Origin of the sequence: Gaetbulibacter sp. S0825 (assembly GCF_011777505.1) — a bacterium.
In the GTDB taxonomy this organism is placed as follows: domain Bacteria; phylum Bacteroidota; class Bacteroidia; order Flavobacteriales; family Flavobacteriaceae; genus Pontimicrobium.
This window is the reverse complement of sequence record NZ_JAATJT010000001.1, coordinates 1,319,842-1,340,054: the sequence shown is the minus strand read 5'-3', so window position 1 is coordinate 1,340,054 and position 20,213 is coordinate 1,319,842. Positions and strand designations below refer to the sequence as shown.

17 protein-coding genes are annotated in these 20,213 nt (G+C 33.2%); 6 read left to right on the top strand and 11 right to left on the bottom strand.

The annotated features are described in order from the left end of the window. Positions 1-52 precede the first annotated feature (52 nt). Complete coding sequence (locus HB672_RS06105) at positions 53-517, bottom strand: hypothetical protein (RefSeq protein ID WP_167609340.1); 465 nt, start codon at positions 515-517, stop codon at positions 53-55. Positions 518-693: 176 nt separating this feature from the next. Here HB672_RS06105 and folE point away from each other — a divergent pair, with 176 nt between their 5' ends. From folE to HB672_RS06080, 5 genes are all read left to right on the top strand, one after another. After that, positions 694-1,371 (top strand): GTP cyclohydrolase I FolE, encoded by a 678-nt coding sequence (gene folE, locus HB672_RS06100; protein WP_167609337.1) that lies wholly within the window; start codon positions 694-696, stop codon positions 1,369-1,371. Positions 1,372-1,406: 35 nt separating this feature from the next. Further along, on the top strand, positions 1,407-2,894 hold the full coding sequence (gene cysS / locus HB672_RS06095; protein ID WP_167609334.1) for a cysteine--tRNA ligase: 1,488 nt from the start codon (positions 1,407-1,409) through the stop codon (positions 2,892-2,894). A 2-nt stretch (positions 2,895-2,896) separates the two neighbouring features. Next, on the top strand, positions 2,897-3,136 hold the full coding sequence (gene yidD / locus HB672_RS06090) for a membrane protein insertion efficiency factor YidD (RefSeq protein ID WP_167609331.1): 240 nt from the start codon (positions 2,897-2,899) through the stop codon (positions 3,134-3,136). A 194-nt stretch (positions 3,137-3,330) separates the two neighbouring features. Further along, the gene (lgt, locus tag HB672_RS06085; protein WP_167609327.1) at positions 3,331-4,161 is read left to right on the top strand and encodes a prolipoprotein diacylglyceryl transferase; all 831 of its coding nucleotides are present in this window, start codon (positions 3,331-3,333) and stop codon (positions 4,159-4,161) included. Positions 4,162-4,163: 2 nt separating this feature from the next. Beyond that, entirely contained in the window at positions 4,164-4,670 is a 507-nt protein-coding gene (locus tag HB672_RS06080) for a DUF192 domain-containing protein (RefSeq protein ID WP_167609324.1), read from the top strand. A gap of 91 nt (positions 4,671-4,761) precedes the next feature. Here HB672_RS06080 and secDF read toward each other — a convergent pair whose 3' ends face one another. Continuing rightward, the gene (gene secDF, locus HB672_RS06075) at positions 4,762-7,782 is read right to left on the bottom strand and encodes a protein translocase subunit SecDF (RefSeq protein ID WP_167609321.1); all 3,021 of its coding nucleotides are present in this window, start codon (positions 7,780-7,782) and stop codon (positions 4,762-4,764) included. Positions 7,783-8,067: 285 nt separating this feature from the next. On the opposite strand from secDF, the gene HB672_RS06070 reads away from it, so the two are divergent. Beyond that, on the top strand, positions 8,068-9,744 hold the full coding sequence (locus tag HB672_RS06070) for a formate--tetrahydrofolate ligase (RefSeq protein ID WP_167609318.1): 1,677 nt from the start codon (positions 8,068-8,070) through the stop codon (positions 9,742-9,744). Between the two features lie 72 nt (positions 9,745-9,816). Here HB672_RS06070 and HB672_RS06065 read toward each other — a convergent pair whose 3' ends face one another. From HB672_RS06065 to asnB, 9 genes are all read right to left on the bottom strand, one after another. Beyond that, positions 9,817-10,485: a hypothetical protein gene (locus HB672_RS06065; RefSeq protein ID WP_167609315.1), complete on the bottom strand. Its 669-nt coding sequence runs from the start codon at positions 10,483-10,485 to the stop codon at positions 9,817-9,819. Positions 10,486-10,502: 17 nt separating this feature from the next. After that, positions 10,503-11,429 carry a malate dehydrogenase gene (gene mdh / locus HB672_RS06060; protein ID WP_167609312.1) on the bottom strand — a complete coding sequence of 309 codons (927 nt, stop codon included), beginning with the start codon at positions 11,427-11,429 and terminating at the stop codon, positions 10,503-10,505. 130 nt (positions 11,430-11,559) lie between these two features. Then, positions 11,560-12,606, bottom strand: a complete 1,047-nt coding sequence (locus tag HB672_RS06055; RefSeq protein WP_167609309.1) for a DUF6588 family protein — start codon at positions 12,604-12,606, stop codon at positions 11,560-11,562. Between the two features lie 153 nt (positions 12,607-12,759). After that, complete coding sequence (gyrB, locus tag HB672_RS06050) at positions 12,760-14,709, bottom strand: DNA topoisomerase (ATP-hydrolyzing) subunit B (protein WP_167609306.1); 1,950 nt, start codon at positions 14,707-14,709, stop codon at positions 12,760-12,762. 314 nt (positions 14,710-15,023) lie between these two features. Then, positions 15,024-16,040 carry a dipeptide epimerase gene (locus tag HB672_RS06045; RefSeq protein ID WP_167609303.1) on the bottom strand — a complete coding sequence of 339 codons (1,017 nt, stop codon included), beginning with the start codon at positions 16,038-16,040 and terminating at the stop codon, positions 15,024-15,026. Between the two features lie 18 nt (positions 16,041-16,058). After that, a complete protein-coding gene (locus HB672_RS06040; protein ID WP_167609300.1) occupies positions 16,059-16,874 on the bottom strand; it encodes a CPBP family intramembrane glutamic endopeptidase in 816 nt (271 codons plus the stop codon). Between the two features lie 2 nt (positions 16,875-16,876). Further along, complete coding sequence (locus tag HB672_RS06035; protein WP_167609297.1) at positions 16,877-17,581, bottom strand: CPBP family intramembrane glutamic endopeptidase; 705 nt, start codon at positions 17,579-17,581, stop codon at positions 16,877-16,879. Between the two features lie 25 nt (positions 17,582-17,606). Next, positions 17,607-18,176 carry a helix-turn-helix domain-containing protein gene (locus HB672_RS06030; RefSeq protein ID WP_167609294.1) on the bottom strand — a complete coding sequence of 190 codons (570 nt, stop codon included), beginning with the start codon at positions 18,174-18,176 and terminating at the stop codon, positions 17,607-17,609. A 208-nt stretch (positions 18,177-18,384) separates the two neighbouring features. Then, positions 18,385-20,046, bottom strand: coding sequence for an asparagine synthase B (gene asnB / locus HB672_RS06025; RefSeq protein WP_167609292.1), 1,662 nt, complete (start codon positions 20,044-20,046; stop codon positions 18,385-18,387). Positions 20,047-20,213 lie beyond the last annotated feature (167 nt).

Below are 20,213 nucleotides of genomic sequence, written 5' to 3'. Positions count from 1 at the left end.
ACGAACAAAAAAAAGAAAGTAGAAAAAGCAACTTTTTCATCATGAGTGAGGCTTAATTTTGGTGTTGGGACTTAATTACTATATAATAGTTCGTATTATCTACTCTAAACACTTGTGTTTGTTTCGCATAAAAGTCGAAATTATATTTTAATGAATTAAATGTTGACTTACTAAATACTTCTCTCTTTAATGATGAATTGTATTTATTAAACAAAGGTATTTGAGATAGTAATTTATAATCTTTAGGGTAGTGTGACATTTTAAGTATTTCTACTCTATTTCTAAGAATATTCTTTATACTCCTTAAGCGTTCTGGATTGTCTAATACATTTTTTTGGAGCGTTTCTCCATAAACTTCTGTTAGCATTCCTTTCTCTGCTCCATTTAATGGGGCTTTTACATTAGGGTTAAAAACTATCGTTTTTGAACCATAACCGTTAGAAACAGATTGTGCATTAGCTGTTCCTACATTGCATGATAAAAATATAATACTAATAAAAAGTAATGTTTTACGCATTTTTTCGTCAATTGTAATAGCGGTAAAAAGTAAGCAATATTTGATAAATAAAACGTTATAACCGTTGAAATTATTACATATATCGTTCAAAATTAATACTTTGTTAATTCAATAGTTAAAATTTAGGAAATGCTTACCTTTGTGCCCTGTTTAATTAGTTATAGATAACAGTATATATGAAAATAGAAAGAGAAATTGAAGATTTTGATTCTTTAGGAGAAAATCATGTTGGAACCTCTTCAGAAACACCATTAAGAGCTGATGCTTTTAAATTGACAAAAGAAGAAAAAATTGATATCATTAAAGATGATGTTAGACACATTATGGAAACCCTTGGTCTAGATCTTACAGACGATAGCTTACAAGGAACGCCAAATCGTGTTGCAAAAATGTTTGTTAAAGAAATTTTTGGTGGCTTAGACCCTGAGAATAAACCTAGCGCATCCACTTTTGAAAATAAATATAAATACGGTGAAATGCTTGTTGAAAAGAACATTACTGTTTACTCAACTTGCGAGCATCATTTACTACCAATTGTAGGAAAAGCACATGTTGCCTACATTTCTAATGGTACCGTTGTAGGCCTATCTAAAATGAATCGAATTGTAGATTATTTTTCAAAAAGACCTCAGGTACAAGAACGTTTAACCATACAAATAGTGGAAGAACTACAAAAAGTCTTAAATACCAAAGATGTCGCTTGTGTTATAGACGCTAAACACTTATGCGTAAATTCTAGAGGCATTAGAGATACTGAAAGTAGTACAGTAACCAGTGAATTTGGCGGGAAATTTAAAAGCAAAAAAACTAGAAGAGAATTCTTAGATTATATTAAATTAGATACGCAGTTTTAAAGTGCTCAAAATCAACCAAAATCTATTTAATCGGCATGCAACTTTATAAAGAACAAGAATTAAAAATATATAATTCGCTTACGAGTCAAAAAGAAGTTTTTAAACCTATAAACGAAGGATATGTAGGAATGTATGTTTGCGGACCTACCGTATACAGCAATGTACATTTAGGTAATGTTCGTACATTCATGTCGTTTGATATGATATTCCGTTATTTAAAGCATTTAGGATTTAAAGTTCGCTATGTGCGAAATATTACAGATGCAGGTCACCTTACTGATGATGCTGATGATGGAGAAGATAAAATTGCAAAAAAAGCACGTTTAGAGCAAATTGAACCAATGGAAGTAGTACAACTGTACACTGTTGATTTCCACAACATACTTAATAAGTTTAATTTCCTACCTCCTAGTATTGAACCAACCGCTACAGGACATATTATTGAGCAAATTGAAATTATAAAAGAAATTCTTGACAAAGGTTTTGCTTACCAAATCAATGGTTCTGTATATTTCGATGTACATAAATTTAATGAGAACCATAACTACGGAAAATTAAGCGGTCGTAACCTTGAAGATTTAGTACACAATAGTAGAGCATTAGATGGACAATCTGATAAGAAGAACCCTCAAGATTTTGCACTTTGGAAAAAAGCAGAACCACAACACATTATGCGTTGGCCTTCACCTTGGAGCGATGGTTTCCCTGGTTGGCATCTTGAATGTACTGCCATGAGCACTAAATATTTAGGCGAACAATTTGATATTCATGGAGGTGGTATGGATTTGAAATTTCCACATCACGAATGTGAAATTGCTCAAGCTGAAGCTTGTAATAACCAAAGTCCCGTAAACGTTTGGATGCATGCTAATATGCTAAAAATGAACGGACAAAAAATGTCTAAAAGTACAGGAAACTCTATTAATCCAGATGAATTACTTTCTGGAAATAACGATATTTTAAGTAAAGCATACAGTCCAAGTGTGATTCGTTTTTTTATGATGCAATCCTCTTACAGGAGTATTCTTGATTTAACCGATGATGGGCTTTTGGCTGCCGAAAAAGCTTTTAAAAAGCTTATTGAAGCCATGAACTCGCTTCCAAAACTTGAAGTTTCAAATAACACTTCAAACTTTGACTTGACAACATGGAAACAAAGTTGTTATGATGCGATGAATGATGATTTTAACACACCCATTTTAATTGCTGAATTGTTTAGTGCTGTCAAGTTTATCAATCAAATTAAAGATGGAAAAGCAACAATATCTAAGGAAGATTTTAACACCTTAAAAACTACTTTAGATGTTTTTGTGCTTGATATTCTTGGATTACAAAACGTTTCAGAAAACAATGCTAATGGATCAAACAAATTATCTGAAACCGTTGAATTACTTATTAAAATGAGAGCTGAAGCTAGAATCAATAAAGATTTTGCTTTATCAGACAAGATTAGGGATGAATTAGCAGAGATTGGAATTCAACTTAAAGACGGTAAAGACGGAACGACGTTTTCGACTAACTAATCATGCTTAAAAAAATACTCATTGCACCTTTCGTTTTTTTAGTAAGGATATATCAAACAGTAATATCTCCATTAACTCCTGCTACTTGTAGATATCAACCTACATGCTCACATTACACCGTTGAGGCCTTAAAAAAACATGGATTGATATATGGAGGTAAATTGGCTTTGAAACGTATTTTTAGTTGTCATCCTTGGGGAGGCAGCGGTTACGACCCTGTTCCAGAAAAGGATGACAACTAAAAATTGCCCTCATGCCAACTCACACGTTCGCCAAAATGTACACCGTACATTTTCTTTTTCGCTCCGTCGTCTTTGGGAGGAAGTGGTTATGACCATGTTCCTGAGAAAGTTGATAAAAAATAATATCTCCATTTATTAAGCGTTAAATAATCCGATTGATTTATATATATTTACGTATCAAACTTTGATTAAATATGCACGCTTTACAAATTGTCTGGGATCCAACCTCAGAAGGGTTAGAGATTTTTGGGTTTACCATTCATTATTACAGCATGATGTGGATGGCAGCCTTTATTATAGGTTGGTACATCATGAAAAAAATATACAAACATGAAAATCAAACCGAAGATAAATTAGATTCTCTATTTATTTATTCTGTATTAGGGATTATGATTGGTGCTCGAGTTGGTCATGTCGTATTTTATCAATCAGAACTTATACTCGAAGATCCTTTGAGTATCTTTTTACCATTTAAGTTTACAGGTGGATTTGAGTTTACAGGATTCCGTGGGCTAGCAAGTCATGGTGCTGCTATTGGTATGATTATATCCATGTATTTATACAATAAAAAAGTACTTAAAAAGTCTGTTATTTGGATTTTAGACCGTGTGGTAGTTCCCGTAGCACTAGGCGCAATTTTTGTTAGAATAGGAAACTTTTTTAATTCTGAGATGATTGGTAAACCAGCAGATGAATCGCTTCCTTGGGCAATTATTTTTAAGGATTTTGACAATATCCCGAGACATCCAGGACAACTCTATGAAGCATTTGGGTATGTGTTTGTGTTTTTGATTCTTTGGTTTTTATACTGGAAATCCAAGAAAAGTGAGCAATCGGGATTTTTATTTGGATTGTTTTTAGTGCTACTTATGGTAGTTCGATTAATTGTAGAAAACTTTAAAATTGCACAAGTTGATGGAAGAGAAGATTGGCTATTTACCTTAAATACTGGACAAGTACTAAGTATTCCATTTGTGCTTATTGGAATATACTTTATGTTCTTCTACAAGCCTAAATCAGTTTAGCAATGAAACTTAATAACTTTACAAAATCATTAATTCTATTAGCTATAAGCTCATTGTTAGTTTTGCTGAGTTCATCTTGCAAAGAAGAGAAAAAGGTTATAAAACTTACAGAAATTACTTTTAAAAAAGAAGGTGAATTAAGTTTATTTAAAGCAGAAACCGATTCACTTATTGCAAAATTTGATATCGAAATTGCCGATAATGAGTACGAGACGCAAACTGGTTTAATGGATCGTAAATCAATGAAAGATACTAATGCGATGCTTTTTATTTTTCCCGATATGCAACTTCGATCTTTTTACATGAAAAACACGCTTATACCATTAGATATTATCTATTTAGACAATAACAATTCCATTGTAAGCATTCAAGAAAACGCAAAACCATTAGACGAAGCTTCTTTACCGTCTGGTTCTCCTGCGCAATACGTACTTGAAATAAATGGAGGTTTATCTCAGCAATTAAAGATTGAGGTTGGTGATAAAATGAGCTTTACAAAGTCTAATTAAACTCATTGCATATTTTAAAAAAGGATGCAACTAATAATAAAAAAAGCCTTTCTAAAAAGAAAGGCTTTTTTTATTATATAACTTGAAGAACCTACTTCTTCTTTTTATCCAATTTATTTATTGTATCTCTCATTACTGGCGTTGCAATAAACACCGATGAATAAGTACCTACAATTACACCAACAATTAAGGCGAATAATAATCCTCTAAGTGAATCAGCTCCAAAAATAAACATCGCCAATAACACCACCAAGGTTGTTAAAGAGGTATTTAATGTTCTACTTAATGTACTGTTTAAAGCAGTATTCACTGTTTTATCAAATTCCCAACTTGTATGTTCATTTAAGAATTCTCTAATTCTATCAAACACTACCACCGTATCATTAAGTGAGTAACCAATTACTGTTAAGATTGCTGCTATAAATGCTTGGTCAATTTCCATGCTAAATGGCATAAACCTCCATGTAATAGAGAATACACCCAATACAATTAATACATCATGGAAAACCGCAGCAACAGCACCTAATGAGAATTGCCATTTTTTGAATCGTAATAAGATATACAAGAATACTACTATTAACGATCCTAAAATTGCCCAAATAGATGATTTTTTAATATCATCGGCAATTGTTGGGCTTACTTTGCCAGAATACATGACACCAACAGTATTATCACTATCATTAAATTCGTCATAACTTAATCCGCTAGGTAAGAATGTTCCTAACGATTGGTAAAGCTTACTTTGAACTTCTTCATCTACCTCTGTTGAGTTTTCATTAATTTTGTATTTAGTAGATATCTTTAATTGATTAGCACTACCAATAGTTTTAACCTCAGCACTACCAAAAGTAGCTACTACAGCTCCCTTCACTTCTTCAACATTTACATCTTGTGCAAAACGAACGGTATATGTTCTTCCACCAACAAAATCAATACCTTCATCTAATCCTGTAGTAAATAATGAGGCTAAACCTCCAAGTATGATAACTGCTGAAAAAGCATAAGCAATCTTGCGCTTTTTTAACCATCCAACATTAATATTTCTGAATAACCCTTTAGTGAGTGACGTAGAGAAATCTAGTTTCCCTCCTCTATTTACATACCAATCTATAAGCAATCTTGTAATAAATATAGCAGTAAATAACGACGTTACAATACCTATTAATAACGTAGTTGCAAACCCTTTAATTGGGCCTGTACCAAATATAAATAAGATTAAGGCTGTTAAGCCTGTAGTAATGTTGGCATCTAAAATAGAAGACAATGCATTGCTAAATCCATCTTTAATTGCCTCTTTTTGACCTTTACCTTTAGCTATCTCTTCACGGACACGTTCATAAATAAGTACGTTTGCATCTACCGCGATACCAATTGTTAATACAATACCTGCGATTCCTGGAAGTGTTAATACAGCTCCTAAACCTGCTAAAATACCAAAGATTAATACAATATTTAATAATAAGGCAATATCTGAGAATATACCTGATTTACCATAGTAAAAAATCATCCATACTAATACTAATGATAGTGCAATCATAAAAGACTTCATTCCACTATCAATAGCTTCTTGACCTAATGATGGCCCAACTACTTCTGCTTGTACAATCTCAGCAGAAGCTGGTAATTTACCTGCTCTTAATACGTTTGCTAAATCTATTGCTTCGTTTAGTGTGAAGTTACCAGAGATAGATGAATTTCCTCCAGCTATAGGCCCAGTTGTAACTCCTGGTGCAGAATATACAATATCATCTAAAACAATGGCTATTTGACTTTGTTGTGCATAGGCTCTTCCTGTCATTTCCTCCCAAATTTTAGCTCCTCTAGCATTCATCTGCATAGATACTTCTGATTCTCCAGTAGGTCCAAATTGATTACGTGCATCAACTACAACTCCTCCACTTAATTCTGGTGTGTTTTCTCTATTTCCTTTTAACGCGTAAAGCTCAACAAGTGGATTATCTTTTGTTTGTTTTCCCCAAACAAATTCAGCATAACGTTGTTCTGCTGGCAATAAACTTCTTATCTCAGGTCTGTTTAAATAACCCAAGACTGTTTCTTTGTCTTTTGATTCAAACATAGCCAACATAGGTTGTCCTGTTTGCCCAGGTACTCTAATCAAATCAAATAGTGGCCCTAAAGTAGCCACATCAGTAGAGTCAGTTGAAGTGTCACCTAGTAAATCGTCAATTGTGCTATCTTGTTCATCTTGTGGTTCAGTTTCATCAACTTCAGGTTTTGTATCAACCAATCCTTTTAAAACTTCATTAGCCTGATTTAAAAAAGCTCCTAATTCTTCGGCTTTATAAACATCCCAAAATTCTAATTGCGCTGTTGTAGTTATTAACTCTGTAGCACGTTCTTTATCTTTAACACCAGGTAATTCTACCAATATACGACCAGAATTTCCTAAACGCTGAATGTTTGGTTGAGTAACTCCAAATTGGTCAATACGCTTACGTAATACTTCAAATGCAGAAACGATTGATTCATCAACCTTAGTTCTTAAAATTGGCTTCACCTCATCATCAGTCATGTTAAAAGTGATTTCGTCACTTAAATCACGATTAGCAAAAATATCAGGAGATGCTAATTTTGTATCACCTTTAATAGCATCAAATGCTACGAAGAAATCTTCTAAATATGTGTTCTGGCTATCTTTTTGTAACTCTTCAGCATCAGCTAAAGCCTTATTGAAAACAGGGTCATTACTATTATTTGCTAATCCTTTTAAGATATCATCAACTTGAATTTGAAGAATAACACTAATACCTCCTTTAAGGTCAAGACCAAGATTCATAGATTTCTCTTTAACCTCGGTATAGTCATAATCTGCAATACCAATATTAAATACTTTAATATTCTCGCTTAAAATTTGACCATTAGCATCAACTTTGTCTGTTGCAACTTTATATGTCAAAAGAGAATCTAAATAACGAGCTTCTTCTGCACTTCGCTTATCAACATAATCTATCTCTGTCTCAGCAATTTTAGCTATTGCTGCTTCCTTTGCATTGCTTTCAATTTGATTTGCTTTAAATGTAAAAGACAACTGGTAAATACTTACCAATCCAAATAACAGTGCAAACAACTTTACTAATCCTTTATTCTGCATTATATATTAATTTAATCTATTCTTATTTTAAAAACGAGCAAATATATGATTTACCTAAAGATTTGGCAATAGAATTGACATATTTATACAAAAAAATAGAATGTTACCGACGGAAAGAAATATATGTTCGACGAAATTAAAATTCTATTAATCTAACCGAAATTATTTATCATTTTAACTATTTTTATGGTCACTTAGTTTTTACCCAGTAAAATCTGAGCTTACTAATGATTATTAGCTATAAATTAATTACATTGAACCTCTTAAAAATTAAACCAACAACCTATGGCGCATTTAACAGATATTGAAATCGCTCAAGCAAACGACATTACCCACATTAAAAACATTGCGAAAAAATTACATATTTCTGAAGATGATTTAGAATTATATGGTAAATACAAAGCTAAACTACCCTTAAATCTTATTGACGAAAACAAGATAAAGGATAATAATTTAGTACTTGTAACAGCAATTACACCAACTCCTGCTGGAGAAGGAAAAACAACAGTTTCTATTGGACTAACCGAAGGACTTAATAAAGTAGGAAAGCAAGCGACAGTAGTTTTGCGTGAACCTTCACTTGGTCCCGTTTTTGGAATTAAAGGTGGAGCTGCTGGTGGTGGCTACTCACAAGTAGTGCCAATGGAAGATATTAACCTACACTTTACTGGAGACTTTAATGCTGTTGAAAAAGCGAATAATTTATTATCGGCATTAATTGATAATAACATACAAAGTAAAACGCGAAACTTAAATATCGACCCTCGTACTATTTTATGGAAACGCGTTATCGATATGAACGATCGTGCATTACGCCAAATAACCATTGGCCTTGGTGGTACAGCTAACGGTGTTCCTCGTGAAGATGGTTTTAATATTACTCCAGCTTCCGAAGTAATGGCAATTTTATGTATGGCGACAGATTTTGAAGATTTGAAGAAACGTCTTGGTGACATATTTATAGGTTTCACTTTTGATAGGAAACCCATTTTCGCAAGAGATTTGAAGGCTGAAGATGCAATGGCTATTTTATTAAAAGATGCTGTTAAACCTAACTTAGTACAAACCTTAGAAGAAAATCCTGCTATTATACATGGTGGTCCTTTTGCAAATATTGCTCAAGGAACAAACACCATTATCGCTACAAAAATGGGATTATCTTTATCAAACTATGTAGTTACCGAAGCTGGTTTTGGTGCAGATTTAGGTGCTGAAAAATTCTTGAATATTAAATCGGCTTATGCTGGATTGAATCCAAAATGTGTGGTATTAGTTGCTACTGTTAGAGCATTACGTCATCATGGAGCTGTTCAAAAAGAAGATTACAATACACCTAATTTAGATGCTGTAAAAGATGGATTTAAAAACCTAGAAAAGCATATTGAAAACATTAGAAAATACAATATTGAGCCTGTTGTAGCTATCAATGCGTTTGTTTCTGATTCTGAAGAAGAAATTAATTTTATAAAAACTGCTTGTGAAAACTTAGGTGTTCAAGCTGTTTTATCGGAAGGTTGGGCAAAAGGAGGCGAAGGCACAAAAGACCTAGCAAATGCAGTTGTTAATGTAGTTGAAAACAAGGCAACTCAATACAAGCCACTTTATGATTGGAAAAGCCCAGTTAAAGAAAAAATTGAAACTATTGCTAGAGAAATTTATGGTGCCGATGGTGTGATTTATGATAAAAAAGCAGAATTAAATCTAAGGCGAATTAACAGCCTTGGTTTTAATGATTTTGCTATATGTATGGCAAAAACACAAAAATCATTCTCGGATGACGATAAACTTATTGGGAGACCAACTGGTTTTAAAGTAACCGTTCGTGAAATTGAAATTGCAGCTGGCGCTCAATTTATTATTCCTATTTTAGGAAAAATGATGCGAATGCCTGGACTTCCTGCTGTTCCAGCGTCGGAAGGCATGTCTATTGATAAGGATGGTGTGATTTCAGGATTATCTTAAAGACTTAAATAATCAAATAAAAAAACCAGCCGATTGGCTGGTTTTTTTTATTTATAGAGTTCTAAATCTCTTTTAGTTTTTAATTTCTGGCTGTGCCATTTCTTCATAACCTTCAAGTATGGTCATGCTAAACTTGTCGTCAGAAACAGATTCTTCATTAATTTCTGTTACTTCACTTGTAATTGTTATATTCATTCCCATTTGTGACACATTGATTGTTGAATATAATGGAAAGCCTCCAATATCAGCACCTAATGCAGTTGTTTGTTGTGAGTAAGCATTAATTGCTTCAGTAGTATACAATTCCATTTCCATAGTTTGTCCTTGTACTTCAGCCGTTAAAAAATATTGTTGACATTCATAACCCAAGATGGTTTTGGTCTTATCTCCCTTCTTTACTGTAACCTTACTAGAATCTACTTGAGAATCGTCCATAGAGCCTTTTACATATTTTTTTCCAAGCATTGGGTTATTCATATAAGTAATCATTTGATTGGTTGCTCCATCAGCTATTACAATCATATCACCTGTCATTGGGCTAGAAGCTTCAGTTCTAGATTTTTTACCCTTAAAATAAGTTGTAGTAACTGTGTTACCCATAGATGCAATTTGAGCATTTGCTTGCTCATTATCGCTTGACATTTTTTGAGTAACTATTAATTTACCTTCATTTATTTTATTTTGAGAGTACCCTACAAAACTCAATGTTAAAGCAACAACTAATACTAATAATTTTTTCATGTTTTTTGTTTATAAATTTATAATTCTAACAAACCGTTAGTTTTTTTAACGCCTTCAGCACTTTCTTGCATGTGCGCTTTTTCTGCATCGCTTAATTTTATTTCAACGATTTTTTCGATGCCATTTTTTCCTAAGATTACTGGAACACCAATACATAAATCGTTTAAACCATATTCACCTTCTAACAATGTTGAACATGGAAACATTTTTTGTTGATCACATGCTATTGCTTGCACTAAACCAGAAACTGCCGCTCCTGGTGCATACCAAGCTGAAGTTCCTAATAACTTAGTCAATGTTGCTCCTCCAACCTTAGTATCTTCTTTTACCTGATCTAAACGTTCAGCTGTTAAAAATTCAGTAACTTTTATACTGTTTCTTGTTGCATGACTTGTTAACGGAACCATTCCTTTATCACTATGACCTCCAATTACCATGCCATCTACATCACTAATAGGCGCACCTAAAGCTTCAGCTAGTCTATACTTGAAACGAGCAGAGTCTAATGCGCCTCCCATTCCAATAATTCTATTTTTTGGTAACCCAGTTGCTTTATGAGCTAGATACGTCATGGTATCCATAGGATTGCTAACAACAATAAGAATAGTGTTTGGAGAATGCTCAATCAAGCTAGAAGCTACTGCTTTAACTATACCAGCGTTAATACCAATTAATTCTTCTCTTGTCATTCCTGGTTTACGTGGAATACCAGAAGTAATAACACAAATATCACTATTTGCTGTTTTTGAGTAATCTCCAGTTGTACCAGTTATTTTTGTGTCGAATCCATTTAACGAAGCACATTGCATTAAATCCATTGCTTTTCCTTCGGCATACCCTTCTTTAATATCTAATAAAACGACTTCTGAAGCAAAATTTTTAAATGCAATATACTCTGCACAACTTGCTCCTACAGCTCCTGCTCCTACTACTGTTACTTTCATTTGTTTTTTCTAATTTAAGGTTTGTATTGTGTTGTTTTTTAAGACTGCAAAATTACGAATAAATATGGCGTAAATAAAAAAAGCATCAGATAAATATCTGATGCTTTCTCATTTTAACTAACTAATTTAATTATCTAAAACTAAATGCGATACCTGCTGATAAAGTATTATATTCTTGTAGGGTATAATCTGCAAAAATCTTAAAAAAAGCCAAGTTTAATCTTGCTCCTAATGTTCCTCTAACTCCTGTAGATTCAAAATTTAAATCAATAGGATCGGTTACTGAGTCACTTGCAGTACCAATAACTATTCCACCACCATCTTCTATATCGTATTCTAAATCGTAAGTTCCATTAATTTTTATTGATGATTTTCCGCCATTATATCCAACACTTCCATAAAGCGTAATAATTTTAAAATCTAGTGAACCAATAGCTTGGACTGTCCATGTTTTCATCTCGAAAGCAGCCTCACCATTAGTGACTGTAACCTCGTCTGATGGATCATCGTCTTCAATGTTATAAGTTACATCCATATTAGTAAAAGCTCCGAGAATAGAAACACTTAAAGGAAGTTTATCTATTGGACCAAGATACTGTGTTAAGTCATGTTGCAATCCTAAACCTATTAGATTAGCTTCAACTGAATCATCAAAGTTAAGCTTTGGCACATAGCGTAGTTTAATATCTGTTTTAAAAGGCAGTCCAACACCAAGTTGTACCATAGGTGCAGGAACAGCATTTATTGGCAAATCTTTGGTAATTCCTCCTGGCATTTCAAAACTAGCTACATTATATGTTCCATCTCCATTATCAATTTCCACATCTACTGTCGTTTCATAATCATTATCACTCATTACAGTCGGTATAGTCGTTTCACCGTTTGGTAGTGTTAAATAGTTATAATCACTTGGTATGAATGCAAATAATTTATCTGCATCAGGTACATACGAAGCGTTTGCACTTATGGTTAAATCAAAACCTAAGGTTTTATGTACTTTTCCGGTTGTTGCCCAACCACCATTCATACTATACATTAATCCTTTCATAACTGGATTAATATAGCCTTCGGTTAATTTACTAGCATCTTCTGATGCCAACAATAAACTTTCTAATTCTTGGGAATGTGATGTATGCATCGCTATAAATAGCGTAAACAATAAGGTTAACTTTTTCATGTTACAATAAATTTGGTTAAGCAAACATAAAAAAAAGATTTCAAAGAATAACCATTTATCGTTAATAATTAACACTTTATCGATTAATCTAAGAAGTTTAGACATAAAAAAAGCATCCAAATTGGATGCTTTTTTTTTTAACACGTATCTTAACTATGCATCAATATTAGCATAGATAGCATTTTTCTCAATAAACTCTCTACGTGGTGGCACATCGTCTCCCATTAGCATAGAAAAAATGCGATCTGCTTCAATTCCATTGTCTATTTGAACTAAGCGCATGGTTCTATTCTCAGGGTTCATAGTAGTATCCCAAAGTTGAATTGCATTCATCTCACCAAGACCCTTATATCGTTGTATCTTTGCGCCATCACCAAACTCTGCAACAATTTCATCACGTTCTTTATCACTCCATGCATATCTGCTTTTCGCACCTCTTTTCACTAAGTATAAAGGAGGTGTTGCAATATATATATGACCGTTTTCAATAAGTTCTTTCATATACCTAAAAAAGAACGTTAAGATTAAGGTGGCAATGTGACTACCATCAATATCGGCATCACACATAATCACTACTTTATGGTATCTTAATTTTGATAAGTTTAGCGCCTTACTATCTTCCTCTGTACCAATGGTTACACCGAGAGCAGTAAATATGTTTTTTATTTCTTCATTTTCAAAAACTTTATGCGTCATCGCTTTTTCGACATTCAATATTTTACCTCTTAATGGTAAAATAGCCTGAAAGTTTCTATCACGTCCAGCTTTTGCAGTTCCTCCTGCCGAATCTCCCTCAACTAGGAACACTTCGCATTTTGCTGGGTCTTGCTCAGAGCAATCACTTAATTTTCCTGGCAAACCACCAATACTCATTACAGTTTTACGCTGAACCATTTCTCTAGCTTTTTGTGCTGCATGACGTGCTTGTGCTGCGAGAATAACCTTTTGGACTATTATTTTAGCATCATCTGGATGTTCTTCTAAATAATCTGTCAGCATTTCAGAAACTGCTTGACTAACAGATGCAGAAACTTCACGGTTTCCTAACTTGGTTTTTGTTTGCCCTTCAAATTGAGGTTCTTGAACTTTTACAGAAATAATAGCCGTTAACCCTTCACGGAAATCATCTCCGGCGATATCAAACTTCAATTTATCTAACATCCCAGATTCATCAGCATATTTTTTTAGCGTATGTGTTAATCCACGACGGAATCCTGTTAAATGCGTACCTCCTTCATGTGTGTTAATATTATTTACATATGAATGTAAATTTTCGGCATAAGATGTATTGTAAACCATTGCTACTTCCACTGGAACACCATTCTTCTCACCTTCAAAAGCAATAACCTCTTTCATTAAAGGTTCTCTATTTCCATCTAAAAATTTGATAAATTCTTTAAGACCTTCTTCAGAGTGAAATGTTTCTCCTTCAAATGAACCATCTTCTTTTTTATGTCTTCTGTCAATTAAGTGAACGGTGATTCCTTTATTTAAATATGCCAATTCACGCAAACGACTAGCTAGTGTATCATAACTGTACTCTAATGTTTGAGTGAAAATTGTAGAGTCTGGTCTAAAAGTTACTGTTGTCCCTCTTTTATCTGTATCTCCAATTGGTTTTACAGGATATAGGGCTTTACCACGTTCGTATTCTTGCTCATATATTTTTCCATCTCTATAAACGGTTGCTTTTAAATGCTCTGAAAGTGCATTTACACAGCTTACACCAACACCGTGCAAACCACCAGATACTTTATAAGAATCCTTATCAAATTTTCCTCCAGCTCCAATTTTAGTCATTACAACCTCCAAAGCAGATACACCTTCTTTTTTATGAATATCTACTGGAATACCACGACCGTCGTCTTCGGTTGTGATTGAATTGTCTTCGTTAATTATTACTGTAATATTGTTACAGTGACCTGCTAAAGCCTCATCAATAGAGTTATCTACAACCTCATACACTAAGTGGTGTAATCCTCTTGTGCCAACATCTCCAATATACATCGATGGACGCATACGCACGTGCTCCATGCCTTCCAATGCTTGAATACTATCGGCTGAATAATTATGCTTGTTAAACTCTTCTTTTTCTTGACTCATATTAATATTAATCTATAAGTTAAATTTTCGTTTTATTTCATAAAAAAAATGATACAATTTGTATCATTTCTAATACATACAAATATACAATTATTAAACCTCATTTTTAAGGTTTTTATCGCATTTATCACATAATTATTAACATTTGTTAATTACATAAAAACGCCTTAAATCGCTTAAAAAGTATCTTAAAATTGATTTTGATGATTTTTTGACTGACTTATAAAAGAAAATTAGACAATCGTCGCTCTAAGGCAATATTTTTGATTTTCGCTATTGGGTTTTAGGCAAAATTTCAGCTAATTTTAGTCTAATTAAAGTAAGCTTATGCCAGAGCCTTTTATCTCTGGGTACACAATTTTTCCATAGTCTAGTTTAATGCCATTCGCTGTGTCATTTTTCAATAACATGGCGCCATCGGCGTCTATATAATCTAAAAGTGACGCAATTTGAGCTAAGTTAGAGATCCCTACTGTAGATTCTGCCATACAACCAGCCATAACTTTTAAATTGAGTTCTCCTGCTTTCTCTATCATTTTTAGAGCAGGTGTAAGTCCGCCACATTTCATGAGTTTAATATTAATGCCATGAAAACCTTCTGCGCATTTTTGGACATCTTCAAGACGTTGGCAGCTTTCGTCTGCTATTAAAGGTAAAACACAATCTCTTTTCAAGCGTTTCATGCTTTCCCAATCTTCTGCTTTTAGTGGCTGTTCTATAAACTCTACTCCAAGGTTTTTTAGCTGAATCGCATTTTGCAATGTTTCCTCGACAGTCCAAGCACAATTGGCATCAATTCTAAAGATAGCATCTGTGATATTTCTTAGTTCTGAAATAATTTCTACGTCATGTTCTGTTCCTAATTTAATTTTATAGATTGGCCAAGGTGTGTCCAATATTTTCTGTTTCATAATATCTATGGTATCAATACCAATGGTGTAATCGCTTAATGGTGTAGACTTATTCTCATCGCAAAAATAACTTCTTGTAGTCCTGTTTTGAGATTTGGCATAATAATCCCAGTAGGCACAGTTAATAGCACACAAAGTGAAATAATTGTCTTTTAGATTTGGTTCTAGATAGCTCCACAGATCGTTAGGGAGCATTCCAAAGGCATTTTCTACTATTGATTTAGACTTTGCAACAGATTGCTCAATTTTTTCATAAGTAATGTTATAATATGGATAGGGTATTGCTTCGCCGTAACCTGTTGTAACGCCATCGGAAATAGATAAAATTACAGTATCTTGATGAGTTCTAGTAGATCTAGAAATTGTAAATGGATGCTTTAAAAAAAGCCTATATTGTTTTGACTGAAGGTTTAGTTTCATGCAATAAAAATACTAATCTTATCTTTTAAATAATGTCAAAATTTTATCCCATTTCCAAATCACTAATGTTACCAATAAAAAAAATCCATTAAACAGTATAATAGTTATAAGAAATGATGTCCAAGCATCAAACGTTGCTACATTTGAGATATACAAAATACTATCGCCAGAATTACTGTTTGTAATTAAATGTCTCGTCGACCAATTATTCCCTAAATGTAATCCTATTGGAAAGAATAAGGTCTTAGATTTTAACAAAGCTGTCGCAAATAGTAAATGACCAACAGGTATCCCAATTACCAACATAATAATAGCGCCTTTATTACTTAACACGCTATCATCAAGCACATGAATGAGCATAAATAAGATTGAAAAGACAATATTCGTAATTATTACATTAGAAACTTCAATGGTTTTTTTAAATAAATACCCTCGAAATAAAAGTTCTTCGGTAGCTACTTGTGGTAATATAAAATAGAATGCATAGGCCATAGTTGCATAATTAATTGAAGAGGACAACTCCATGGTTTCTCCTGTATAAAGCGCTCTTACATATTTTGCTCCAAATAAAGCTATGGCACCAATAAAAACTCCTAATGGCAAAAAAGACAAATTCTTTAAATTTAAATTTATTCCAATGGCATAAAGTGATTTTTTGTCGGTTTTACATAGAATCCAGGTAGCTACTATTAAAAGTAATGGTGCTGTATAAGGAAAATATTGCTTAACTACGCCTTTATTTACAATTACACTTATAGCTAGTACAAACACAAACAATACAATTGCTAAAACAAATCTGGATGCATTAGGATGTTTTTGAAACAAAATTTTCATAATTATTGGTTTTCTTTTTGAGGGTACAACTTGGTTTTAAGCAAGAGCTTTACGCAAACTAAAGTTGTCATAGTTGGAAATAAACCTTTAAACATTGAATAGTAAAACTCATTCCAACCTATTAAACCTACTTTTGATGTTTGGCTCATAATTAATTCGCCAAAAGGTTGAGATTCGTAAAAGAAACTCATTATTAAATTATACCCTAAATGAAATCCAAGACCCAACATTATAGATTTAGTTTTATGAAACGTATAAGCCCAAACATATCCTGTAAATCCTGTTATTACAAAAACGTAAGCTAATAGAATGATTCTCTCACCTATTATCCCATAAGAGAACCAATGGTACACTCCAAACACAATTGCAGACAGCCATATCGCTTTGATTGCTCCAATTCTTTGAATTAAAATGTAAAGAATGGCACCTCTAAACACTAATTCTTCCGTTAAAGCAGACCTAAGATGGTACACAAAGGCATTAAAAATAGTATTGTAATCAATGGAATATAATTCCCATTCAACTTTTAAAATAATGGTCTCTATATAAATATTAATTAATACAATAACTGCGATAATAAAAAACCCAATTACAAATTGAATCAGCCTATTTAGGTTTGGAACAATTCCTAAAGCTTCGATATTTTTTTTCTCAATGAAGCGCAAAAGCACCCAAGAGACTACTATTATTACTAATAATCCTAACATTATAAATTATTTAAATTAAAAAAACTTAAACCGACTTCGGCTTTAAAAAAGGAATTGATAAAGGGTAATTATAAGTTTGCTTATTTAAAGCAGACGAAATGTTCATAAGACTAACTATTATTCCATAAAGAAAAATAGCACCTGAAAGGAAAAAGTTAAATCCAGGGAAAACGAAAAACAACAATAAAGAGATGATGAGCAACAAATTTATGGTACCATGAAAATTGACCACAGCACGACCATGTGCATCATAAATTTTATTATCATCGGCCTTACTAATCCATATAAAAAGTGGAATTAGCACATTTGCAAATGGAATTACTAAACCAACAAATGGAGTACCATGCAATAACAACATCCATTTACGTTGTATGACTTCTTCATTAGGGTTATCAAGCACTAATAAATCATCAACCTCAACTTCTAAACCAACCGCTAATAATTTTACAGTTTGTAAATGTGGTTGCACATCACCTTTTTCTATACGTTGAATGGTTCGGACTCCAACTGTAGTTTTATCAGAAAGGTCTTCTTGAGTATATCCTTTTAGCTTTCGCTGGTAGATTAAATTTTCGCTTAATGTTTTACTTTTCATTTTGATTATTTTGATGACACAAATCTACGGCAGAGTATTGGTTTTTAGCACGTCATTTAAATGTCACCTATCTGTCACTTACAGTAAATATAGGTGATTCAAGAGTAAAATCATCAATTTTTATAATTTCTAATAATTTTTTAAATAAAAAAGGTTGGCAAATTGCCAACCTTAACTAATAACTAATTAACCAACCAAATTAGTCATTTTAGTATGCATCGTCATGAACTTTCGCCACTGCTCTTCCAGAAGGGTCATTCATGTTTTTAAAAGCTTCGTCCCATTCTAATGCAATTTTGGTACTACAAGCTACACTTGGTTCTTGTGGCACACTTAGCGCAGCTGCATCGCTTGGAAAATGTGATTCGAAAATCGTTCTGTAATAATACTCTTCCTTATTCTGTGGTGTTTGAATTGGGAATCTAAAATGAGCATTTTCCAATTGTTCGTCAGTGACTTCAGCATCCACTACTTCTTTCAACGTGTCAATCCAACTGTACCCAACGCCATCGCTAAACTGTTCTTTTTGTCTCCAAGCTACAGATTCTGGTAACATACCTTCAAAGGCTTTTCTTATCACCCATTTTTCCATACGTTCACCATTAATCATTTTATCTTGAGGGTTAATACGCATGGCTACATCCATAAATTCTTTATCTAAAAATGGTACACGTCCTTCAATTCCCCAAGCAGCTAAACTTTTGTTCGCTCTTAAGCAATCGTACATATGTAACTTACTTAATTTGCGTACAGTTTCTTCGTGAAATTCCTTGGCGTTTGGTGCTTTATGAAAGTAGAGATAGCCTCCAAACAACTCATCTGCTCCTTCACCAGACAACACCATTTTTATTCCCATAGATTTAATAACTCGTGCCATTAAATACATTGGCGTACTTGCACGTATTGTTGTTATATCATACGTTTCTAATTGATATATCACATCTTTTATAGCGTCTAATCCTTCTTGAATTGTAAACTTTATTTCATGATGAACGGTCCCAATATGGTCTGCTACTTTTCTAGCCGCCTTCAAATCTGGTGAACCTTCAAGTCCAACCGAAAAACTATGCAGTTGCGGCCACCAAGCTTGTTCTTTATCATCTGCCTCTATACGTCGCTCAGCATATTTTTTCGCAATAGCAGATGTTATTGAAGAATCTAGTCCTCCAGACAACAATACACCATAAGGCACATCGCTCATTAATTGCCTATGTACTGCATCTTCTAATGCTTGACGTACTTCAGCTATTTCGGTTTTATTATCTTTTACTGCATCATAATCTTCCCAGTCGCGTTTGTACCATTGTACAAATTTGCCATCTTTACTGCTCATGTAATGTCCTGGAGGAAACAATTCAATTTTTGTACACACACATTCTAATGCTTTTAATTCTGACGCTACATAAAACGTTCCTTGTTTATCCCAACCAATATATAATGGAATAATTCCCATATGGTCTCGAGCTATAAAATATTCATCTTTTTCAACATCATAAATAGCAAAACCAAAAATGCCATTCATCTCATCAATGAAATCGTATCCTTTTTCTTTATATAAAGCTAAAATAACTTCACAATCACTTTCTGTTTGAAATTTATAATCTGGAAATTGCTTACGAAGCTCACGATGGTTGTATACCTCTCCATTAGCAGCCAAGACTAATTTCTTGTCTTCACTAAATAAAGGTTGTTTTCCAGAAGCTGGATCTACAATTGCTAAACGCTCATGAGCCAAAATGGCTTTCTCATCACTATATACACCGCTCCAATCTGGTCCGCGATGACGAATAGTTTTTGCCATTTCAAGAATTTGAAGCCTTAATATTTCTGATTTTTCTTTTAAATCGAAGGCACATACAATACCGCACATAATCTTTTTCTTTAATTATTATAGCACAAATCTGAGAATTACATATCATATTATAAACACATAACATATTATTGGTTACGTATTATAAACATATATAACTATAATAATATAATATTGTAACTATAATCGTTATAAAAAGCAAGAAACACTTGTAAAATGTAAAGTTT

What these genes read in the sequence shown, in the direction of transcription:
- HB672_RS06040 (WP_167609300.1), bottom strand. Translation starts at nt 16,874, where the DNA reads ATGAAAATTTTGTTTCAAAAACATCCTAATGCATCCAGATTTGTTTTA.
- folE (WP_167609337.1), top strand. Translation starts at nt 694, where the DNA reads ATGAAAATAGAAAGAGAAATTGAAGATTTTGATTCTTTAGGAGAAAAT.
- lgt (WP_167609327.1), top strand. Translation starts at nt 3,331, where the DNA reads ATGCACGCTTTACAAATTGTCTGGGATCCAACCTCAGAAGGGTTAGAG.
- cysS (WP_167609334.1), top strand. Translation starts at nt 1,407, where the DNA reads ATGCAACTTTATAAAGAACAAGAATTAAAAATATATAATTCGCTTACG.
- HB672_RS06035 (WP_167609297.1), bottom strand. Translation starts at nt 17,581, where the DNA reads ATGTTAGGATTATTAGTAATAATAGTAGTCTCTTGGGTGCTTTTGCGC.
- HB672_RS06045 (WP_167609303.1), bottom strand. Translation starts at nt 16,040, where the DNA reads ATGAAACTAAACCTTCAGTCAAAACAATATAGGCTTTTTTTAAAGCAT.
- HB672_RS06030 (WP_167609294.1), bottom strand. Translation starts at nt 18,176, where the DNA reads ATGAAAAGTAAAACATTAAGCGAAAATTTAATCTACCAGCGAAAGCTA.
- HB672_RS06105 (WP_167609340.1), bottom strand. Translation starts at nt 517, where the DNA reads ATGCGTAAAACATTACTTTTTATTAGTATTATATTTTTATCATGCAAT.
- HB672_RS06055 (WP_167609309.1), bottom strand. Translation starts at nt 12,606, where the DNA reads ATGAAAAAGTTAACCTTATTGTTTACGCTATTTATAGCGATGCATACA.
- mdh (WP_167609312.1), bottom strand. Translation starts at nt 11,429, where the DNA reads ATGAAAGTAACAGTAGTAGGAGCAGGAGCTGTAGGAGCAAGTTGTGCA.
- yidD (WP_167609331.1), top strand. Translation starts at nt 2,897, where the DNA reads ATGCTTAAAAAAATACTCATTGCACCTTTCGTTTTTTTAGTAAGGATA.
- secDF (WP_167609321.1), bottom strand. Translation starts at nt 7,782, where the DNA reads ATGCAGAATAAAGGATTAGTAAAGTTGTTTGCACTGTTATTTGGATTG.
- HB672_RS06080 (WP_167609324.1), top strand. Translation starts at nt 4,164, where the DNA reads ATGAAACTTAATAACTTTACAAAATCATTAATTCTATTAGCTATAAGC.
- asnB (WP_167609292.1), bottom strand. Translation starts at nt 20,046, where the DNA reads ATGTGCGGTATTGTATGTGCCTTCGATTTAAAAGAAAAATCAGAAATA.
- HB672_RS06065 (WP_167609315.1), bottom strand. Translation starts at nt 10,485, where the DNA reads ATGAAAAAATTATTAGTATTAGTTGTTGCTTTAACATTGAGTTTTGTA.
- HB672_RS06070 (WP_167609318.1), top strand. Translation starts at nt 8,068, where the DNA reads ATGGCGCATTTAACAGATATTGAAATCGCTCAAGCAAACGACATTACC.
- gyrB (WP_167609306.1), bottom strand. Translation starts at nt 14,709, where the DNA reads ATGAGTCAAGAAAAAGAAGAGTTTAACAAGCATAATTATTCAGCCGAT.